The following is a 17,570-nucleotide window of genomic DNA, read 5'->3' on the forward strand; positions in this document are numbered from 1 at the left end:
ATATGGGACCGCCCTCCCCGTCGGGCTCCCGGAGGTCATCGGCTTTGTCGCCCGACGCCTCGTTCGAACTGACCCGAGCGGTTGGTCGCGCACGTCAGACCGACGCGCGAGCCAACTCCGCACCGGCCGCCCGCAGCCAGCGGGCGGGTTCGGCGAGGGCGGCATCCGCTGATCCGGCGATCTGCGTGAGCGAAGCGGATGCCGCGAACAGGCCGGTGTCGGAATCGGCGGTGATGCGCCCGGCGGCGAGCATCGCGCTCACCCCGGCCTCAGCGGCGAGCGCGGCGATGAACGACGGGACCTTGCCGTCGCCGGACTGCCCATCGTAGGAGCCCTCCCCCGTGATGACCACGTCGGCGTCGGCGATCGCGTCGGCGAGGCCGATGAGCTCCGCCACCTCGGCGGCTCCCGGCGCGAGCACACCGCCCCAGACGACGAGCGCTCCGCCGGTGCCTCCGGCCGCGCCCGTACCGGGCATATCCGCATCGAGACCCAGCAGCGCAGCGAGCCGACCGAGGCCGTGATCGGCGCGCGTGATATCGGTCACGGTGTTCAGCCCCTTCTGCGGTCCGAAGACGGCTGAGGCGCCCCGCGGCCCGACCAGCGGGTTCGTGACGTCGGTGAGCACCCGCACGTCGGGCGCGGTGCGCACCCCCGTCAGGTCGACCGAGGCGATGTCGGCGAGACCGCGGACCCCGCGTGCGACCGGAGCGCCAGAGTCGTCGAGGAATCGCGCGCCCAGGGCGGACAGCATCCCCGTGCCGCCGTCGGTCGACGCACTCGATCCGATTCCGACGACCACCCGTGAGACGCCGTGGTCCAGTGCGGCCGCGATCGCCTGACCGAAGCCCGTCGTGTCGGCGTCCCACGGGCGGAGAGCGTCGAGCAGCTCGATCCCCGAGGTCGAGGCGAGATCGACCACCGCCGTGCCGGCGGGCGCGTCACCGGTCGGCGGGAGCAGCAGCCACGACGTGTCGACCGGCGCATCTGCGGGGCCGTCGACCGTGATCGGAATGCGGCGGGCGCCCGGAACGGCCGCAGCGAACGCCGCGACCGTGCCCTCGCCACCGTCGGCCATCGGCCGGTGCACGAACCGCGCATCCGGCTCGACCTCGGCCCAGCCGGCGGCCAGGGCCGCCGCCGCATCCGCCGCGGTGATCGTGCCCTTGAAGCTGTCCGGCGCCAGCACCACCCGAGTCACGCGGCGACCTCCGGGGTGCTGGCGCGCACGACGACCTGCAGCGGCAGGGGCGTCTGCTGCCAGTCGCGGTCGACGGTGGCGCGGAACGCCTGATATCCCACGTCGCTGAGCGGCACGCGCACCGTCGTGAGCGCCGGGGTGACGTCGCGGCTCGACGGCACGTCGTCGAAACCGCAGACGGCCACGTCGCCGCCGACCTCCCGCCCCGCTTCCCGGACCGCCGCCATCGCACCGATCGCGACGACATCGCTGATCGCGAACACGAGAGTTCCCTTTCCCGCTCCGTCGGCGAGCGCCTGCCGCATCGCCGCCGTACCCGATTCGCGGCGGAAGTCGCCGCGCAGGACCCGCTCGACGACTCCGCCCGCGGCCTCGAAGCCGACGCGGAACCCCTCGAGGCGCTCGTCCGACGTGCGCACGCCCTCGGCCGCGCCGATCGCCACGGCGGTGCGGTATCCGAGCGCCGCCATGTCGCGCCCCAGAGCCTCCGCCCCGGCGCGGTTGTCGATCTGCACGCGTCTCTCGGCTGCGCCGTCGGGCCCGAGAGCGACCGTGCGGCCGCCCAGGCGTGCGAACTCGGCGACCTCGCGGGCGGTGTCGGCCTCGAGCGGCTCTCCCGTTCGCGACGCGGCAAGGATGAGTCCCTGCGGACGCTGCCCGCGCAGGGCCCGGAGAATGCGCACCTCGCGTGCCGGATCGCGCTCGGTGATGGCGATCGTCACGACCAGTCCGTGCTCGTCGGCGCCGCGCGCGACACCCGAGGCGATCAGCCCGAAGTACGGGTCGGCGATGTCGGCGACGAGCAGCGCGATCACGGGAGACGTGCCGCGCGCGGTGGCCTGCGCCGACACGTTGGCGGTGTACCCCAGGTCGGCGGCAGCCGAGATCACCCGCGTCCGGAACGACTCGGCGACCCTGCGCTCCGAGCCGTTCAGGACACGGGATGCCGTCGCGAGCGAGACCCCGGCGGCCGCCGCCACGTCTTGCAGCGTCGACGCCCCTGCGCGTGCGGTCCGGGTGTCGCGCGTCGGCGACGCGTGCTCCGGGGACGGGGGCGCGCTCATTCTCCCGAGCCTAGTGCGCGCGGCCCGCGGAGAGCAGATGCGGCGAGACGGCCGCCGCGAACGACTCCGCCGTGCGGTGCACGACGTTCGGCGCAGCATCCGCCCAGACGTCGGCGTGGAAGATCTCCACCTCGATGTCGCCCTCGTACCCGGCGTCGACGACGGCTCGGGTGAGCGAGCTGAAATCGATCACCCCGTCGCCCGGATAGTGCCGCGAGAGCAGCGGGTCGGCGGCGAGCGGCGTCTTCCAGTCGCACACCTGGTAGGTCGCGATGCGGCCCTCGCGTCCGGCTCGGGCGATCTGGGCGAGCACCTCGGGATCCCACCAGATGTGGAACGTGTCGACGGCCGCGCCGACGACGCCGGGAGCGAAGTCGGCGGAGATGTCGAGCGCCTGACCGAGCGTGGAGACCACGGCCCGGTCGGACGCGTACATCGGATGCAGCGGCTCGATCGCCAGCGTCACCCCCGCCGCGGCGGCGTCGGGGGCCAGCAGCCCGATCGCGTCGCGCACCCGCTCGCGAGCACCGATGAGGTCGCGCGAGCCCTCGGGGAGTCCGCCGGCGACGAGGACGAGCACCGCGGTCGATCCGGGCGCGCCCGCTGCGGCGAGCGTCGCAGTCTCGTCGATCGCTCGTCGGTTGTCGTCGAGCGCCGCCGTGCGGGCGGGTCCGGCCGGAAGAGTGAAGAACCCGCCGCGGCAGTGCGTCGAGAAGCGCAACCCCGAGTCGGCCAGCATCCGCGCCGCGACGTCGAGTCCGACCTCGTTCACCGGCTCCCGCCAAAGACCGATCGCTTCGACGCCGGCATCCGCGGTCACCCGCAGGGCGTCGGCCAGGGAGGCGTGCTTGATCGTCGCCTGATTGATCGACAGGCGCGGGTCGGGGCGCTCCGACCGCTCCGACCGCTCCGACCGCTCCGTCTGCAGGTCGAGATCACGCGGGGAGGACCGATCCGCGGCGTGTCGACCTGCATCTGTCTTCTCAGCCTGCAGATGCGCCCCTCGGTCCGCGGCGCTCACGCGTCCACCCCGTTCAGGCGCAGCATCCCGTGCCAGCGTTCGCGGGCGAGCTCCGGATCCTCGAACGCGAGCGACCGGTTCGCGAGCTCGACGATGCGGCTGAGATGCGGCAGACTGCGCGCCGAGTGCAGGCCGCCGACCATCTGGAAGGCCGGCTGGTGCCCGTTGAGCCACGATAGGAACGCGACGCCGGTCTTGTAGTAGAAGGTCGGCGCGGCGAACACCTGACGACTGAGCTCCTCGGTCGGGCCGAGGATGCGCAGGTACTCGTCGGGGTCGCCGGCGTCGAGCGCCTGGATCGCTGCCGACGCGACCGGGGCGATGGCGGCGAAGGCTCCGAGCAGGGCGTCGGAGTGGGTGCGCCCGGAGCGTTTCGTCTCGCTCGCTCCGCTCCCTCGCTCGACGACCGAACCGTCGACCGAAGCGCCGCCGATCAGCCCGACGTAGTGGAAGTCGTCGCCGGTGAACATCCGCACGCCCTGCGGCAGGCGCTCGCGCACCGAGACCTCCGCGTCGGCGTCGAGGAGGCTCATCTTGACGCCCGCGACCTTGTCGGGGTTCTCGGCGATGATGTCGAGGAGCACCGCGGATGCCGTCTGCCATTCGTCCGCGCCGCTCGTACTGAGCGGAGCCGAAGTGAAGTACCCGGCGAGCTCGGGATCGAAGGCCGTGCCCAGCCAGTGCAGCACGACCGGTGCGCTCGCCGATTCGAGCACCGCGCGGTACACGTGCCGGTAGTCGTCGGCGCCGTCCGCGGCGCGCGCCAGGTGGCGCGACGCCATCAGCACCGGCGCAGCGCCCTGCTCCTCGGCGAAGTGCAGCTGCTCCCGGTAGGCGTCGATCACCTTCCCGAGCCCGACCCGCGGCTCGTCGAGGTGATCGGTGTTCACCCCCACCACGAGCGCACCGCCGGCCTCTCGGGCGACCTCGGCGCTGCGGGCGATGAGCTCGCGCGTGGCCGCGGCGTCGAGCCCCATGTTCCGCTGCGCGGTGTCCATGGCATCGGCGACGCCGAGACCCCACGAGTAGACGTTGCGACGGAACGCGAGGGTCGCGTCCCAGTCGATGTCGGCCGGCCGGCCCGGAGTGTTGTCGGCGTGCGTCTTCGGAACGACATGCGCAGCGGCGTACGCGACACGACTGCGCAGAGCGGATGCCGGACGCGCGAACGATCCGCCCGCGTGCAGCGCAGCATCCGTCACGGTCCCGTCGGCGGCGAGGAGTCGGAGAGTGCTCATGGGTCAGTCCAGGCTCAGCGTGGCGAGGGCGACCTTGCGGCCCTCGGCGCTGGAGGTGAGGCCGGCCTCGGCGAACTGCACGCCGCGCGCACCGGCGAGCAGGTCGAACGGGTAGTCGGTGCCGAGCACGTACGAGGTGAGGTACTCCTCCCACTGCTGGCGGAAGCCATTGCGGAACACGTCGTTGGTCGGCACGTCCTGCCAGTCGGCGTCGTAGTCGTGGGTGTCTTCGAGATCGGGGTTCCACACGGGCTTCGGCGTCGCGTTGCGCGACTGGATCTTGGCTCCGAACAGCCCGACGACCGCCGATCCGTGCGTGCCGTCGACCTGGAACTCCACGAGCTCGTCGCGGTTCACACGCACGGTCCAGCTCGAGTTGATCTCGGCGATGACGCCCCCCTCGATCTCGAAGATGCCGTAGGCCGCGTCCTCCGCGGTGGCGGCGTACTTCTCGCCGTTCTCGTCCCAGCGTTCGGGGATATGGGTCGCGGCCTGCGCGTAGACGCTCCGCACCTCGCCGAAGAGGTTCTCGAGCACGTAGTTCCAGTGCGGGAACATGTCGCTGATGATGCCGCCGCCGTCTTCGGCTCGGTAGTTCCAGCTCGGGCGCTGCGCGCGCTGCCAGTCGCCCTCGAACACCCAATAGCCGAATTCGCCGCGCACCGACAGGATGCGGCCGAAGAAGCCGGAGTCGATGAGGCGCTTGAGCTTCTGCAGACCCGGCAGGTAGAGCTTGTCGTGCACGACGCCGGTCTTGACGCCGGCGCTCCGCGCCAGACGCGCGAGTTCGAGCGCCTCGTCGAGCGATTCGGCGGTGGGCTTCTCGGTGTAGACGGCCTTGCCGGCGGCGATCGCCTTGCGGATCGCGGCGGCGCGCGCGCGGGTCACGAGGAAGTCGGCGTAGATCTCCCACTGCGGGTCGGCGAGGGCGGCGTCGAGGTCGGTCGTCCAGTCGTCGATGCCGTGGGCCGCGGCCAGCTCGGCGAGCTTGGCCTCGCTGCGGCCGACGAGGAGCGGCTTGACGGTGACGCGCGAGCCGTCGGGCAGCTCGACGCCGCCCTCGTCGCGGATGGCGAGGATTGACCGCACGAGGTGCTGCCGGTAGCCCATGCGCCCGGAGACGCCGTTCATGATGATCCCGATCTCCCGGGTGGGGGTCTGCGTCATGGCAGGTCCGTTCTCTCGAAGTGCCGCTCGATTGGAAAGCGCTTTCCGAGATGATGGCACGCGTCGGTGGATGCCGCAAGTCGGCCGATCTCAGCCGCGCCCGAGAGCGGCTACAGGCGGGAACTCGCCAGGGCCGCGCCGGCGGCGAGGGTCTCGAGCTTCGCGTAGACGATGTCGGGATCGACCGCTCCGAAGCCCGCGAAGGTCGAGAACCCGCAGTCGGTGCCCGCGATCACGCGGTCGGCGCCGACGAGCGCGGTGAAGGGCTCGATCCGCTGCGCGACCACCTCGGGGTGCTCGATGAAGTTCGTCGTCGAGTCGACGACGCCCGGGATCAGCACGAGGTCGTCGGGCAGCAGCCGCGCGAGGTCGCGAAAGGCCTGCCAGTCGTGCTGATGGCGCGGGTTCGACGTCTCGAAGAGCAGTCCGCGCGGCTTCGCCTTGACCAGGACGGGCAGGATCGTGCGCATCTCGACGTCGCGGTGATGCGGGCCCTCGTAGTTGCCCCAGCACACGTGCATGCGCACCCGATCGGCGGGGATGTTGCGCAGCGCATGGTTCAGCACCTCGACGTGTCGCTCGATGAGCACGAGGTACTCCTCGTCGGTGCGGTCCTTGAACATCATGTGCCGCCCGAGCCCCAGGTCGGGACTGTCGAGCTGCAGGATGAGCCCCGCCGCCACGATCGCCTCGTACTCCGGTCGCATCGCCTCGGCCAGCGCCTCGAGATAGGCATCGGGGTCGCCGTAGTGGCGGTCGGGCTGGAACAGCGCGATCACGCCCGGCGACGCGGCGTTCATGAACGCCCCCGTCGGGTCGTGCCGTTCCACGGCGGACTGCAGGTGCCGCAGGTCGGACTCGAGCGGAGCGAGCGTCTTCGGCGCGATCGGCCCGACGCAGCACGGACGCCGGTACGTCGGTGTTCCGCCGCTGCTCGCCTGACGCCGGAGGAACCCCGGATACTCCTCGAGGTCGGACGGGGGCGTGCGGGGGCTGTCGCCGTCGAAACCCGTGATGCGGTCTTTCACGTAGGTCGCGTACGAGATCTTCGACATCTCGCCGTCGGAGACGAGGTCGATGCCGGCGGCGACCTGCCGTGCCACGCAGGCGTCGACGGCGTCGCCGATGACGGCGTCGAATCGCTCGGCGTCGACGACGTCGCCGCGCTCCTGCGCGAACACCAGGTCGGTGACGGCGGTGCTGCGCGGCAGCGAGCCCACGTGGGTGGTGAGGATGCGTTCGGCCATCATCGCAGTCTGACATACGCATGCACGTGCGACCAGACGTGCCTGAGCGGCCGCAGCGGGTCGGTCAGTGCGATTCGGCCCGATCGGCCGAGAACAGCTCGGTGATCATGTCGTACCCCGCGCCCCGGGCGAACACGTCGCTGTCGGCGGTGACGATCACGAACGAGGGCGTGGCGCCGTCGCCGTAGGCGTATTCGCGGTCGAGGGTGCGCCGGCAGCTCTCCTCGAACCCCGCCTGGCGCACCTCGGGCGACAGCACCAGCACGACGACCTCGGGACCGAACATCTTGACGGCGTTGGCGATCGCGATGCCGAGCTGCCCGCCGCCCTCCTCCAGCACCTCGCGCGCCGCGGGATCGCGGAGGTCGGGGGCGAGCCCGCGACGCTCGAGCTCGCGCCCCATCCCCCACGCGCTGCTCCACGTCTCCAGGCATCCGGCCCCGCCGCAGTGGCACGGGCGGCCGTCGGTGCGGTCGCCGAGCGCCGAGTGCGCGAATCCGCCGGCCGCGCCGCGGAACCCCCGGTGGATGCGCCCGCGCACCAGGATGGATGCCCCGAGACTCGCGCCGACGCTGACCACGATCACGTCGCGCTCGGCGAGGCCCTCGTCGAGGAGCACGAGCCCTGCGGTGAACCCGTTCACGAGGCTGTCGACCACGACGCGCCCGCCGCTGCGATCGACGACCATCCGCGCGAACGGCACGTCCTGCCAGCCGAGGGCGCCGCTGTGACGGACGACCCCGCGCCCGCGGTCGACGATGCCCGACAGCGCGATGCTGATCCCCCGGAGAGAGGAATCCGGATGCTGCGCCTGCACGGCGGCGACCGCCGCGATCACCGCGTCGGCGGCCGACTCCGGGTCGGTCGCCGACAGGAGGGTGCGCTGCGTTGCCACCACGTCACCGCGCAGATCGACGAGTGCCACCTCGACCGCGTCGACCGAGAGTCGCACCCCCGCGGCGACGACGGCATCCCTCCCCAGCTCGATGAGGCGAGCGGGTCGCCCTCCGGTCCCGCGCAGCATCTCGCTCTCGATGAGCAGGCCGTCGCGCACCAGCCGGCTGGAGATGCCAGTGACCGTCGCAGGACTCAGTCCGGTGACGCCGGTGATCTCGGCGCGCGATGTGGTGCCGCGTCGACGCACGACGTCGAGCACGAGCGCCTCGTTGATCTCGCGGATCAGCGCCTTGCTGCCCACGCGTGCGGTCGGGCGAGCCTGGGCCATCTCGTGCGTCATCGCGATTCCCCTCCGAGTCAGTGCGTCCATTCTATTATTTTTGTCATTGACAAAACGAAGAGCGGCTGATTGACTCCTGGCATGTCGAACGACGTCGTCCACACCGCGACTCCCGAGGAGCGCTCCGCCGCGAGGCTGCTGCTGAGCATCTCGACCGACGAGCGCGCCGCGTTCTTCCCCGACGACGCCCTCGCCGCCCTCTCGTCGCTCGTGGACGTCGTCGACATCGTCGATCCCGGCGATGCGAGCGCCTCCCCCGCTCTCGGCGATGCGGAGATCGCCGTGGTCGCGTGGGGCTTCCCCCGGCTCGACGAGCGGATGGTCGAGCGGATGCCGCGGCTGCGGCTCGTCGTCAACGCGGCCTCGTCCGTGCGCTCCCTCGTGAGCGGTGCGTTCTGGGAATCCGGCATCCCCCTCTCCCAGGCAGGGGCGGCCATGTCGCCCGCGGTCGCCGAGATGTCGCTGACGCTGACGCTGTCGCTGCTGCGGCGCGTGCACCGGATGGATCACGCGCTCCGCACCGGCGGCGAGTGGCACGACGCGCGCGCCATCGACCGGGCCGGGGAGATCGCCGGATGCCGCATCGGCGTGATCGGCGCCTCGCGCACCGGCCGCGAGTACATCCGCCTCTGCGCGGCGCTCGGAGCCGACGTGCGCGTCTACGACCCGTATCTCGCCGAGGGCGACCCGCTGCACGCCCGCCGCGCCGACCTCGACGAGATCATGGCGACGAGCGGGATCGTCGCGGTCCACGCGCCGGCCACCGCGGAGACGCGCGGGATGATCGGCCGACGGCAGCTCGCCGCCCTGCCCGACGGCGCCGGCCTGGTCAACACGGCGCGCGCGTCGCTCGTCGACATGGACGCGCTGTACGACGAGGTCTCCGCCGGCCGGCTCGACGCCGCGCTCGACGTCTTCGAGAACGAGCCCCTGCCGACAGGCGACCGGTGGCGGGCGCTGCCGAACGTTCTTCTCACCGCCCACGTCTCAGGAGCCACGCGCGAGTCGCGCGCCCGCGCCGGCCGGATCGTGATCGACGAGGTCGAGCGCTTCCTCGCCGGACGCGAGCTGCAGCACGAGGTCACGCGGGCCTCCGTCGAGAGGATGGGCTGACATGGCGCGCAACATCCTGCTGCTGCACTGCCACGACCTCGGCCGGTTCCTCGGCGCCTACGGGGTGACGACGGTGCGCACGCCCCACCTCGACGCCCTCGCTGCCGAATCCACCGTCTTCGACGCCGCCTTCGCCACCTCGCCGCACTGCAGCCCCGCGCGCGCCTCGCTGTTCACCGGCTCTTACCCGCAGCGGAACGGGGTGCTGGGGCTGACCCACGAGCCGTTCGGATGGGACCTCGTCGATCCGACCTCGCACCTCGCCCACCGGCTCCGGCGGGCCGGCTACCGCACTGAGCTGATCGGCGTGCACCACGAGTCGCGCGCGCTTCCCGATGCGGAGCTGGCGGCGCGGCTCGGCTTCGACCTCGTGCGCACCGGCGGCGACCGCGATATCGTGGTCGACCGTGCATCGGAGGCGCTCGCGCGCGCCGCGGCATCCGATCGTCCCTTCTACCTGCAGGTCGGATTCCACGAGCCGCACCGCAGCCCGTCCGACCGGGATCGCGCCGGGATCATGGGGTTCCTCGGCGACGACGTGCAGCCCGACGCCGCGCACGGAATCTCGGTGCCGCCGTATCTCGCCGACACCGACGGCGCTCACGAGGAGATCGCCGAGCTGCAGGGCGCCGTCCGCCACATGGACGCGGGGGTCGGGGCGATCCTCGCCGAGCTCGCGCGACGCGGACTCGCCGACGACACGGTGGTCGTGTTCACGACCGACCACGGCCTCGCCCTCCCCCGAGCGAAGTGCACCCTCTACGACGCGGGCATCGGCGTCGCCCTGTTCCTGCGGGTGCCGGGGAGGCCGGTGTGGCGGGGTCGTCGCGTCGACCGCCTCGTCAGCCATGTCGACGTCGTGCCCACGCTGCTCGAGCTCACCGGCTCGGGAGAGCCCGACGAGGCGGCGGGCACGAGCCTGGTCGCCCTCGTCGAACGCGACGAGCCCGCGCGGGCCTTCGCCTTCGGGCAGCTGACCTACCACACCTACTTCGACCCGAAGCGCTCCGTCCGATCCGAAGACGCGAAGCTGATCCTCAACCTGTCGAACGCCCCGCGCGCCATGGATCCCACGCAGTCGTGGATGCATCGCAGCATCCCGGTCGATCTCACGGGGCCGACCATCGGCACGAGCCCCGTGATCGAGTTCTACGACCTCCGATCCGATCCCGACGAGCTCGTGAACCGCGTCGATCACCCCGACGAGCACGCGCGCGTCGCCGAGCTCGCCGCGGCCCTGCGCGAGTGGATGCAGGAGACCGACGATCCGCTGCTGTCGCATCCGTCGTCGCCACGCCACGCCCTCGCCCTGAACACCCTCGAGCAGATCGCCGGCCGGCATGCGCCGACGCCCGTCGACCTGCCCGTCTGACCCGCACCACCCGAGAGAGAGACCACTGCAATGAAGCTCCGCTCCCTGAGCCCGTTGGCTCTGACCGCCGTCGCCGCGCTCGCCCTCGCCTCCTGCTCCTCCCCCTCCGCCGAGCCCGCGACGCCGGACGACGGCGCCGTCACCGGCGAGGTGACGCTCTGGATGTACCCGGTGATCCGCGATGAAGCGGCCAGCAAGGACTTCTGGGAGGCGGCCGAGGCCGGCTTCGAGAAGGAGTTCCCCGACGTCGACCTCACCGTCGAGCTGCAGACCTTCGACAAGCGCGACGAGCAGATCTCGGCCGCGCTGGCCGCGAACTCCGGTCCCGACCTCGTGCTGATCACGCCCGACCAGGCCGCCACCTATCTGAACGTGGGCGGTCTGCTTCCGGTCGACGACGCGATCGCCGGCGACCGTGACGTCTTCTATCCCGCCACGCTCGAGTCGGCGACCTTCGAGGACGAGCTCTACGGGGTTCCGCTGTTCCAGAACGTCTTCACCGCCGCATACAACAAGACCCTCTTCGATGAGGCGGGACTCGACCTGCCCACCACGTGGGACGAGATCCGCGAGGCGGCCCCCGTGCTCGCCGACGACGGCATCGCCGTGATGGACTACCTCGGCACCCCCGAGCAGACGCTGAACCTCAGCTTCTACCCGTTCCTCTGGCAGGCGGGCGGGACCGTCTTCGCCGACGACGGCACGACGGTCGCCTTCGACTCGAAGGCCGGCGTCGAGGCGCTGGAGTTCCTCGTCGACCTGCAGGAGGCGGGTGGCCTCCCGGCGGATGCCGCGACGCAGTCGGTCGGCATCGAGGGGTCGCCCCTGGCGGCGGGCACCGTCGGGATCCGCCCCACCACGTCGCCCGCCGAGCTCGCCCAGATGCGCGCCGCTCTCGGAGAGGATGCCGTCGTGGTCGGTCCCCCGCTCGAAGGAGCGGAGCAGACGACCTACGGCAATCCGGGCCTGCTGGCGCTCACCTCCATCAACAAGAAGGAGAACCGCGCGGCCGCGCATGCGGTGCTGGCCTTCCTCACCTCGCAGGACTTCCAGACCGAGCTGAACGCCGCCGCGGGCAACTTCCCCACCCGCACCGACGTCGAGATCGCCGGCGACGAAGCCGACCGCGAGGCGTACGCCGCAGCACTGGAGGTGGCGAACCCCGGCGAGCCGAACCCCGCCGCACGCCAGGTGATGGCGGTGCTGGCTCCCTACATCCAGTCGGCCCTGCGCGGCGACCTGTCCCCGAAGGAGGCCCTCGCCAAGGCCGCCGACGAGGCGCAGGCCGTTCTCGACCGCTCCTGATCATGTCCGCCTCCACCCCCGCACGTCGCCGCGAGGCGCTGGCCGGCATCCTGTTCATCCTCCCCACGCTGGCGATCTTCGCGCTGTTCAAGTTCCTGCCGATCGCCGGCGCGGGAGCGATGAGCCTCACCCGGTACCGCCTGAACGGCGATGTCGAGTTCCTCGGCGCCGACAACTACACGCGTCTGTTCGCCGATCCGCACTTCTGGCAGAGCCTCGGGGTGACGCTGCTGTACGTCGTGCTGTTCGTGCCGCTGATCATCGTCGTGTCTCTCGCCGGGGCCGTGCTGCTCAACCGTCTGCTCCGATTCAGCGGCCTGTTCCGCGCCCTGCTGTTCGTGCCCTATCTGAGCTCGTTCGTGCTCGCCGGCATCGTCTGGAAGTGGATCTTCGCCTCCGACGGCCCGCTCAACGCCGTGATCACCTCGACCGGGCTGGAGCCGGTGCCCTTCCTCACCGGAGATCAGTGGCTCGTGCTCGCCAGCATCGCCGTGGTCGCGGTGTGGAAGGGCTTCGGATACTCGATGCTGATCTTCCTCGCCGGGCTCAAGGCGCAGCCCGCCGAGGTGCACGAGGCGGCGACCATCGACGGCGCCGGGCCGTGGAAGTCGTTCTGGCACATCACGCTGCCTCTGCTCAAGCCGGTGCTGTTCTTCGTGCTCGTGATCGAGACGATCGTCGGATTCCAGGTCTTCGACACCATCTACGTGATGACCGGCGGGGGTCCGGCCCGGGCGAGCTACAGCCTCATCTACTTCCTCTACGACCAGGGCTTCAAGTTCTTCGACTTCGGCTACGCGGCGGCCGTCGGCATCGTCCTGTTCGTCATCGTGCTCGTGCTCTCGCTCATCCAGCGGGGCGTCTTCGAACGGAAGGAGCGGTCATGACCTCGACCACCCTGCCTCCCGCGGCTCTGGCCGACAGCATCCGCCCCTCCCGACCCCGGAGCGAGAACCGGCGCCCGCGACGTCGGCCGCGGGGGCAGACCGGCACCCTCATCGCGCTCGTCGCGATCTCGCTGTTCACCGTCGCCCCGCTCATCGCCGTGGTGATCCTCGCGCTGTCGCCCGCCGACATGCCCACCATCCCGCACGCCCTCCCCGAGTCGCTCACGTTCGACAACCTCATCCGCATCTTCCGCGTCGGCGAGTTCCCGACCTGGGTGTGGAACTCGGTCGTCTACTCGGTCGTCTCGGTCGTGGTCGTGCTGTTCACCGCGTCGATGGCCGCCTACGCGCTCGCCCGCAAGCGCTTCCCGGGGCGCAACGCCGTGCTGTGGTCGATCGTCGCGACGCTCATGGTGCCGATGCAGGCGACGCTGATCCCGACGTTCATCCTGATCGCCGGCGCGGGCGGCGTGAACACGCTCTGGGGGCTCATCCTGCCGACGCTCGCGAACGCTCAGGCGGTGTTCCTGATCCGTCAGTTCGTGATCGACATGCCCGACGAGCTCTTCGACGCCGCCCGGATCGACGGCGCGGGCGAATGGCGCACCTTCGTGTCGATCGTGCTGCCGCTGATCAAGCCGGTGCTCGCGACGCTCGCGATCTTCGTCTTCCTCTGGCACTGGAACGATCTGCTGTGGCCGCTCGTCGTCGGGCAGTCCGACGACGCGCGCACCCTCACCGTCGGGCTCGCGACGTTGAACACCGAGACCGTGTCGACGTCGAACATCATGGCCGCGGCGCTGATCAGCTTCGTGCCCTGCTTTGTGATCTTCATCTTCCTGCAGCGACACATCGTCGAGAGCATCACGGCGAGCGGGATCAAGGGATGAGCACCCCGCCTCCGCCGGTCGAGACGGCGCCGGTCGAGACGGCGCCGATCCGCTTCGGGCTGATCGGGGTGGACTCGTCGCACGCCCTGCAGTTCACCCGTCTGCTCGGCGACGGGCGGTCGGGACGGGTGACGGGCGGCACCGTGACGTCGGCCTGGAAGGGGCCGACGTCGACCGACTTCCCGCCGAGCCGGGACCGCAACGACGAGAACGCCCGCGCCCTGGTCGAGAGGGGCGTCGCCCTGCGCGATTCGCCCGAGGCGGTGGCCGCCGACGTCGACGCCCTGCTGCTGGTCTCCTCCGACGTGCGGACGCGCCGGGAGCAGTTCGCGCGACTCGCCGATCTCGGCAAGCCTGTCTACGTCGACACCCGCTTCGCGGCGAGCACCGCGGATGCGGCCGAGATGCTCCGGCGCGCCGAGAGCGGCGGCACCCTCGTGCTCAGCGGATCGCCGAAGCGCTTCACGCCCGCGTTCCGCGCGATGATGACGGATGCCGGCGCCATCCGGTCGGTCGACCTGATCGGCCCGCTCGTGGTGCAGCCGGGGCATCCGGGCCTCACCTGGTACGGCGTGCACCTGGTCGATCTCGCCGTCGCGGCGTTCGGTCCGGACTGCGCGCGCGTCGAGCCCTACGGCGGCGGCGTGCGGCTCGTCTGGCGCGACGGCCGGACGGCGACGCTCTCGGGCCCGGCGGAATGGGGGGCGTGGACGCGCGGGTGGGTGCAGACGGCATCCGGCCCGGAGGAGTTCGCCATCGAAGCGAACGAGGACATGCTGGTCGGGCTCCTCGAATCGGTGGTGCGTGCCTGCCGCAGCGGCCGCCCCAACATCCCTCCCGCCGAGATCCTCGCGATCACGGGGATCGTCGTCGCGGGAACGCGGGTCCTCGAGCGCGGCATCCCCCTCGACCTCTGAACCCCTTCCACGACGACGACGTCAGACAGGAGCAACACCATGTCTCAGCAGCAGCATCCCCTCTTCAGCCGCCGGCAGGTCCTCGCCGCCGGACTGGTCGCCGGAGCCACCCTTCCGCTCCTCGGCGGCTCGGGCGCCCTCGCCGCACCCGCGCCGCGGGTCGGTGTGACAGACCTCGGTCCCGGCGTGCAGACCTTCACGATGATGTCGAGCGCGATGGCCGACGGCACGATCTACATGTCGACCCGCAACGTCGAGCCGATGAAGGTCGTGGGCTACCACGTGGCGACGCGCTCGATCACGAGCGTCACCGACGTGTTCGGCGAGAGCACCCAGGCGATGGCCGTCGAGCCGACCGGGCGGTATCTCTACGGCTGCGTGCGGATCAACTTCGGCGACAACGTCACGCCGGTCTCGCGCCTCTTCCGCATCGATCTGACCGCGTCGGGACGCCCCATGGAGCCGCTCGTCGAGATCGACGGCCTCATCCCGTTCGCGATGAGCATCGCGCCCGACGGCACGGTCTACTTCGCCGGCCGGCAGAAGGCGCCTCGCCTGTACGCCTACACGCCATCGACGGGGGCGCTGAGCGAGGTGGTGACGCCCGATCCCGACGCGCAGTACGGACGATCCCTGCTCGCCACGGACGATGCCGTGTACTTCGGCCTGCGCGGCACGAACCCGTCGACCGGGGCGGCCGCCGCACGCCTGTACCGGGTCGAGCGGGCGACGGGAGCGGCGACCTCGATCCTGCCGGCCGAGCTGGCCCGGACGTCGGAGATCCGCGACATGCTCCTGCACGAGGGGACGCTCGTGCTCGTGAACGGATCGGTGGGCGCACTCGTCGACGAGGCGGACCCGTCGACGTACACCGTGCTGCGCTCGCCGCTGAACCTCGGCAAGCTGCCCGTGCCCCTGAACGGCCGGTACTACTTCGCCGGAAGCAGGGGCGTCGCGGAGTACGACCCGGTCGCCCGCACCTACCGTTCGATCTCGGCGCCCGACGCCGACTACGGCGGCATCTGGGGCCTGTTCCCCTCGGACGGACGCCTGCTGGTCGTCTCGGCGTACGGGCTCGTCTTCGAGCTCGACCCGGCCACGCTCGCCAGCGAGGCGGTCGACCTCGTCGCCCTCGGCGCCCCCGTGGGCACGCAGCTGGCGATGTCGGTCGCCACCGCCGCGGGCAGCGTGTACGTCGGCGGGACGAACGCGATCGGCCGGCACGATCTCGCGACGGGCGCCGTGCGGAACATCAACGCCTCCGGCGAGGCGAAGGACATCGTGGCGCTCCCTGACCGCGTGTACACGGGCCAGTACAGCGGGTGGGGCGTCATGGGCTACTCGCCGGGCGGGCCCGACGCCCTCACGCTGCTGGCCGCGCTGCCCGCGGCGCAGAACCGTCCGCACGATCTGCTGTGGGACGCCGAACGCGGGCGGCTCTACGTGGGCAGCGGGTCGGATGCGAACGTCTTCGGCGCGCTCAGCGTCTTCGACCCCGCGACGGGCACGATCGAGTACGCCCTCGAAGACCCCTTCGGCGACGGCAGGCAGCAGGTGCGCTGCCTCGCCCGACGCGACGGGGTGCTCTTCCTCGGCGGGGAGTCGACTGCGGGCGCCCAGGTCATGGCGTGGGACATCGGCACGCGCAGCGAGCTCTGGCGCGTCTCGCTCGACCCTGCTCCGAACGCGGTCTGCGGCCTGGCGATCCACGGGCACACGCTGTACGCGCTCGGCCACAGCGGCTCGCTGACGGTCATCGACCTGCGCGGTGCGTCCGGTCGAGTCGTGCGCACGACCCTGCACCCGGCACTGGTGCCCGACTGGGGATCGCTCACGGTGCGCGGCGGCAAGGTGTACGGCGTCTCGAAGGCCGCGTTCTTCCGCATCGACCATCGCACGCACGAGCCGCTCGTGCTCGTCGACGGGCTGGGCGCGGAGTGGTACGGCGTGCCGCGGGTGGCCGTCGCCGAGGACGACAGCTTCTACGGCATCCGTCAGCGCAACCTGGTGCGCATCACCGTGCAGGGGTGATCTTCAAACACCAAAAACGCAATATATGCGCGTATATTGCGTTTTTGGTGTTTGCGTGACACGCTGAGATCATGCGACAAGCCTTCCACGCACTGACGACCGCGATGGACGGCGACGAGTTGCTGACTACGGGTGAGGCGGCCGCTCTGCTCGGGGTGTCGCGGCAGCACGTCGTCGACCTGATCGATCGAGGCGATCTGCCGGCTGCACGCGTCGGCACCCATCGACGCGTACGGCGCGGAGACCTGCTCGAGGTGCGGCGAGGCTCTTCTCGCCTCACGCGCGACCAGGAGCGCAGTCTGTGGCTCGGGATCGCGGTCGCGGGTAAGTTCGTTCGCGACCCCGCGCGCGTTCGTGACGCCGCCCGCAAGACGCTCGCCGGAATGCGCGGTAATCGATGGACACGGGAGTGGGCCGACCTTCTCGAAGGACCCGCCGTGGACATCCTGCGCGCACTGTCCTCCGACAGCGTGCACGCTCGTGAGCTCCGTCAGAATTCGCCGTTCGCGGGAGTTCTCTCCGATACGGAGCGCCAGCGCGTCCTCGCAGAGTTCAGAGACGAAGGCCGACGATGAAGCGTGCGGAGCTCGCGCACATTCTTCGCGCCGCCGCACGCATCGCGGACCCCGACATGCTCGTCATCGGCAGCCAGTCGATTCACGGCGCCGTCTCCGAAGCCGAGCTCCCCGAACTGGCGATGGTGTCGCGCGAGGCGGACATCGCGTTCTGGAACGACGCGGACGATGTTCTCGCGCTCGTGGAGGTCGGGTTGCTGGATCTCGCGGTGCTCGAAGCCCGTGCATCCTCGCTCCCCATCGCACAGATCCGAATCTCCCAGATCCAACGTTTCCTGGCGTCGTGCACGCCCCGAACGTGACCG

Annotated in this window: 16 protein-coding genes; 9 read left to right on the forward strand and 7 right to left on the reverse strand. The window is 71.0% G+C overall.

What is annotated here, in order from left to right:
- Positions 1–94: 94 nt before the first annotated feature.
- The 7 genes from AB3M90_RS08520 to AB3M90_RS08550 all read right to left on the reverse strand — a co-directional run bounded on the left by AB3M90_RS08520 (position 95) and on the right by AB3M90_RS08550 (position 8,175).
- On the reverse strand, positions 95–1,201 hold the full coding sequence (locus tag AB3M90_RS08520; protein WP_412951437.1) for a glycerate kinase: 1,107 nt from the start codon (positions 1,199–1,201) through the stop codon (positions 95–97).
- Positions 1,198–2,265, reverse strand: a complete 1,068-nt coding sequence (locus AB3M90_RS08525; protein ID WP_412951438.1) for a LacI family DNA-binding transcriptional regulator — start codon at positions 2,263–2,265, stop codon at positions 1,198–1,200. The genes AB3M90_RS08520 and AB3M90_RS08525 overlap by 4 nt, the downstream gene beginning before the upstream one ends.
- A 10-nt stretch (positions 2,266–2,275) precedes the next feature.
- Positions 2,276–3,193: a sugar phosphate isomerase/epimerase family protein gene (locus AB3M90_RS08530; RefSeq protein ID WP_412952678.1), complete on the reverse strand. Its 918-nt coding sequence runs from the start codon at positions 3,191–3,193 to the stop codon at positions 2,276–2,278.
- Between the two features lie 89 nt (positions 3,194–3,282).
- Positions 3,283–4,524 carry a DUF993 family protein gene (locus tag AB3M90_RS08535; RefSeq protein ID WP_412951439.1) on the reverse strand — a complete coding sequence of 414 codons (1,242 nt, stop codon included), beginning with the start codon at positions 4,522–4,524 and terminating at the stop codon, positions 3,283–3,285.
- A 3-nt stretch (positions 4,525–4,527) separates the two neighbouring features.
- Positions 4,528–5,691, reverse strand: a complete 1,164-nt coding sequence (locus tag AB3M90_RS08540) for a Gfo/Idh/MocA family protein (RefSeq protein WP_412951441.1) — start codon at positions 5,689–5,691, stop codon at positions 4,528–4,530.
- A gap of 110 nt (positions 5,692–5,801) precedes the next feature.
- Positions 5,802–6,938: a cobalamin-independent methionine synthase II family protein gene (locus AB3M90_RS08545; protein ID WP_412951442.1), complete on the reverse strand. Its 1,137-nt coding sequence runs from the start codon at positions 6,936–6,938 to the stop codon at positions 5,802–5,804.
- Between the two features lie 64 nt (positions 6,939–7,002).
- Positions 7,003–8,175 carry an ROK family protein gene (locus AB3M90_RS08550; protein WP_412951444.1) on the reverse strand — a complete coding sequence of 391 codons (1,173 nt, stop codon included), beginning with the start codon at positions 8,173–8,175 and terminating at the stop codon, positions 7,003–7,005.
- 81 nt (positions 8,176–8,256) lie between these two features.
- Between AB3M90_RS08550 and AB3M90_RS08555 the strand changes: the two genes are divergently transcribed.
- From AB3M90_RS08555 to AB3M90_RS08595, 9 genes are all read left to right on the forward strand, one after another.
- Complete coding sequence (locus AB3M90_RS08555) at positions 8,257–9,288, forward strand: hydroxyacid dehydrogenase (protein WP_412951446.1); 1,032 nt, start codon at positions 8,257–8,259, stop codon at positions 9,286–9,288.
- A gap of 1 nt (position 9,289) precedes the next feature.
- Positions 9,290–10,660, forward strand: coding sequence for a sulfatase family protein (locus AB3M90_RS08560; RefSeq protein WP_412951448.1), 1,371 nt, complete (start codon positions 9,290–9,292; stop codon positions 10,658–10,660).
- Between the two features lie 30 nt (positions 10,661–10,690).
- A complete protein-coding gene (locus AB3M90_RS08565) occupies positions 10,691–11,965 on the forward strand; it encodes an extracellular solute-binding protein (protein WP_412951450.1) in 1,275 nt (424 codons plus the stop codon).
- Between the two features lie 2 nt (positions 11,966–11,967).
- The gene (locus tag AB3M90_RS08570; protein ID WP_412951451.1) at positions 11,968–12,852 is read left to right on the forward strand and encodes a carbohydrate ABC transporter permease; all 885 of its coding nucleotides are present in this window, start codon (positions 11,968–11,970) and stop codon (positions 12,850–12,852) included.
- Positions 12,849–13,742 carry a carbohydrate ABC transporter permease gene (locus AB3M90_RS08575; RefSeq protein WP_412951453.1) on the forward strand — a complete coding sequence of 298 codons (894 nt, stop codon included), beginning with the start codon at positions 12,849–12,851 and terminating at the stop codon, positions 13,740–13,742. The genes AB3M90_RS08570 and AB3M90_RS08575 overlap by 4 nt, the downstream gene beginning before the upstream one ends.
- The gene (locus AB3M90_RS08580; RefSeq protein WP_412951455.1) at positions 13,739–14,659 is read left to right on the forward strand and encodes a Gfo/Idh/MocA family protein; all 921 of its coding nucleotides are present in this window, start codon (positions 13,739–13,741) and stop codon (positions 14,657–14,659) included. The genes AB3M90_RS08575 and AB3M90_RS08580 overlap by 4 nt, the downstream gene beginning before the upstream one ends.
- 39 nt (positions 14,660–14,698) lie before the next feature.
- Positions 14,699–16,690 carry a hypothetical protein gene (locus AB3M90_RS08585; protein WP_412951457.1) on the forward strand — a complete coding sequence of 664 codons (1,992 nt, stop codon included), beginning with the start codon at positions 14,699–14,701 and terminating at the stop codon, positions 16,688–16,690.
- A 71-nt stretch (positions 16,691–16,761) separates the two neighbouring features.
- Positions 16,762–17,265, forward strand: coding sequence for a helix-turn-helix domain-containing protein (locus AB3M90_RS08590; protein WP_412951459.1), 504 nt, complete (start codon positions 16,762–16,764; stop codon positions 17,263–17,265).
- The gene (locus tag AB3M90_RS08595; protein WP_412951460.1) at positions 17,262–17,567 is read left to right on the forward strand and encodes a hypothetical protein; all 306 of its coding nucleotides are present in this window, start codon (positions 17,262–17,264) and stop codon (positions 17,565–17,567) included. Before AB3M90_RS08590 ends, AB3M90_RS08595 begins: the two co-directional genes overlap by 4 nt.
- Positions 17,568–17,570: the final 3 nt, after the last annotated feature.

The sequence above is a fragment of the Microbacterium martis genome, assembly GCF_047246685.1.
Taxonomy (GTDB): domain Bacteria; phylum Actinomycetota; class Actinomycetes; order Actinomycetales; family Microbacteriaceae; genus Microbacterium.

What these genes read in the sequence shown, in the direction of transcription:
- AB3M90_RS08575 (WP_412951453.1), top strand. Translation starts at nt 12,849, where the DNA reads ATGACCTCGACCACCCTGCCTCCCGCGGCTCTGGCCGACAGCATCCGC.
- AB3M90_RS08585 (WP_412951457.1), top strand. Translation starts at nt 14,699, where the DNA reads ATGTCTCAGCAGCAGCATCCCCTCTTCAGCCGCCGGCAGGTCCTCGCC.
- AB3M90_RS08595 (WP_412951460.1), top strand. Translation starts at nt 17,262, where the DNA reads ATGAAGCGTGCGGAGCTCGCGCACATTCTTCGCGCCGCCGCACGCATC.
- AB3M90_RS08545 (WP_412951442.1), bottom strand. Translation starts at nt 6,938, where the DNA reads ATGGCCGAACGCATCCTCACCACCCACGTGGGCTCGCTGCCGCGCAGC.
- AB3M90_RS08590 (WP_412951459.1), top strand. Translation starts at nt 16,762, where the DNA reads ATGCGACAAGCCTTCCACGCACTGACGACCGCGATGGACGGCGACGAG.
- AB3M90_RS08565 (WP_412951450.1), top strand. Translation starts at nt 10,691, where the DNA reads ATGAAGCTCCGCTCCCTGAGCCCGTTGGCTCTGACCGCCGTCGCCGCG.
- AB3M90_RS08540 (WP_412951441.1), bottom strand. Translation starts at nt 5,691, where the DNA reads ATGACGCAGACCCCCACCCGGGAGATCGGGATCATCATGAACGGCGTC.
- AB3M90_RS08580 (WP_412951455.1), top strand. Translation starts at nt 13,739, where the DNA reads ATGAGCACCCCGCCTCCGCCGGTCGAGACGGCGCCGGTCGAGACGGCG.
- AB3M90_RS08555 (WP_412951446.1), top strand. Translation starts at nt 8,257, where the DNA reads ATGTCGAACGACGTCGTCCACACCGCGACTCCCGAGGAGCGCTCCGCC.
- AB3M90_RS08550 (WP_412951444.1), bottom strand. Translation starts at nt 8,175, where the DNA reads ATGACGCACGAGATGGCCCAGGCTCGCCCGACCGCACGCGTGGGCAGC.
- AB3M90_RS08535 (WP_412951439.1), bottom strand. Translation starts at nt 4,524, where the DNA reads ATGAGCACTCTCCGACTCCTCGCCGCCGACGGGACCGTGACGGATGCT.
- AB3M90_RS08525 (WP_412951438.1), bottom strand. Translation starts at nt 2,265, where the DNA reads ATGAGCGCGCCCCCGTCCCCGGAGCACGCGTCGCCGACGCGCGACACC.
- AB3M90_RS08560 (WP_412951448.1), top strand. Translation starts at nt 9,290, where the DNA reads ATGGCGCGCAACATCCTGCTGCTGCACTGCCACGACCTCGGCCGGTTC.
- AB3M90_RS08570 (WP_412951451.1), top strand. Translation starts at nt 11,968, where the DNA reads ATGTCCGCCTCCACCCCCGCACGTCGCCGCGAGGCGCTGGCCGGCATC.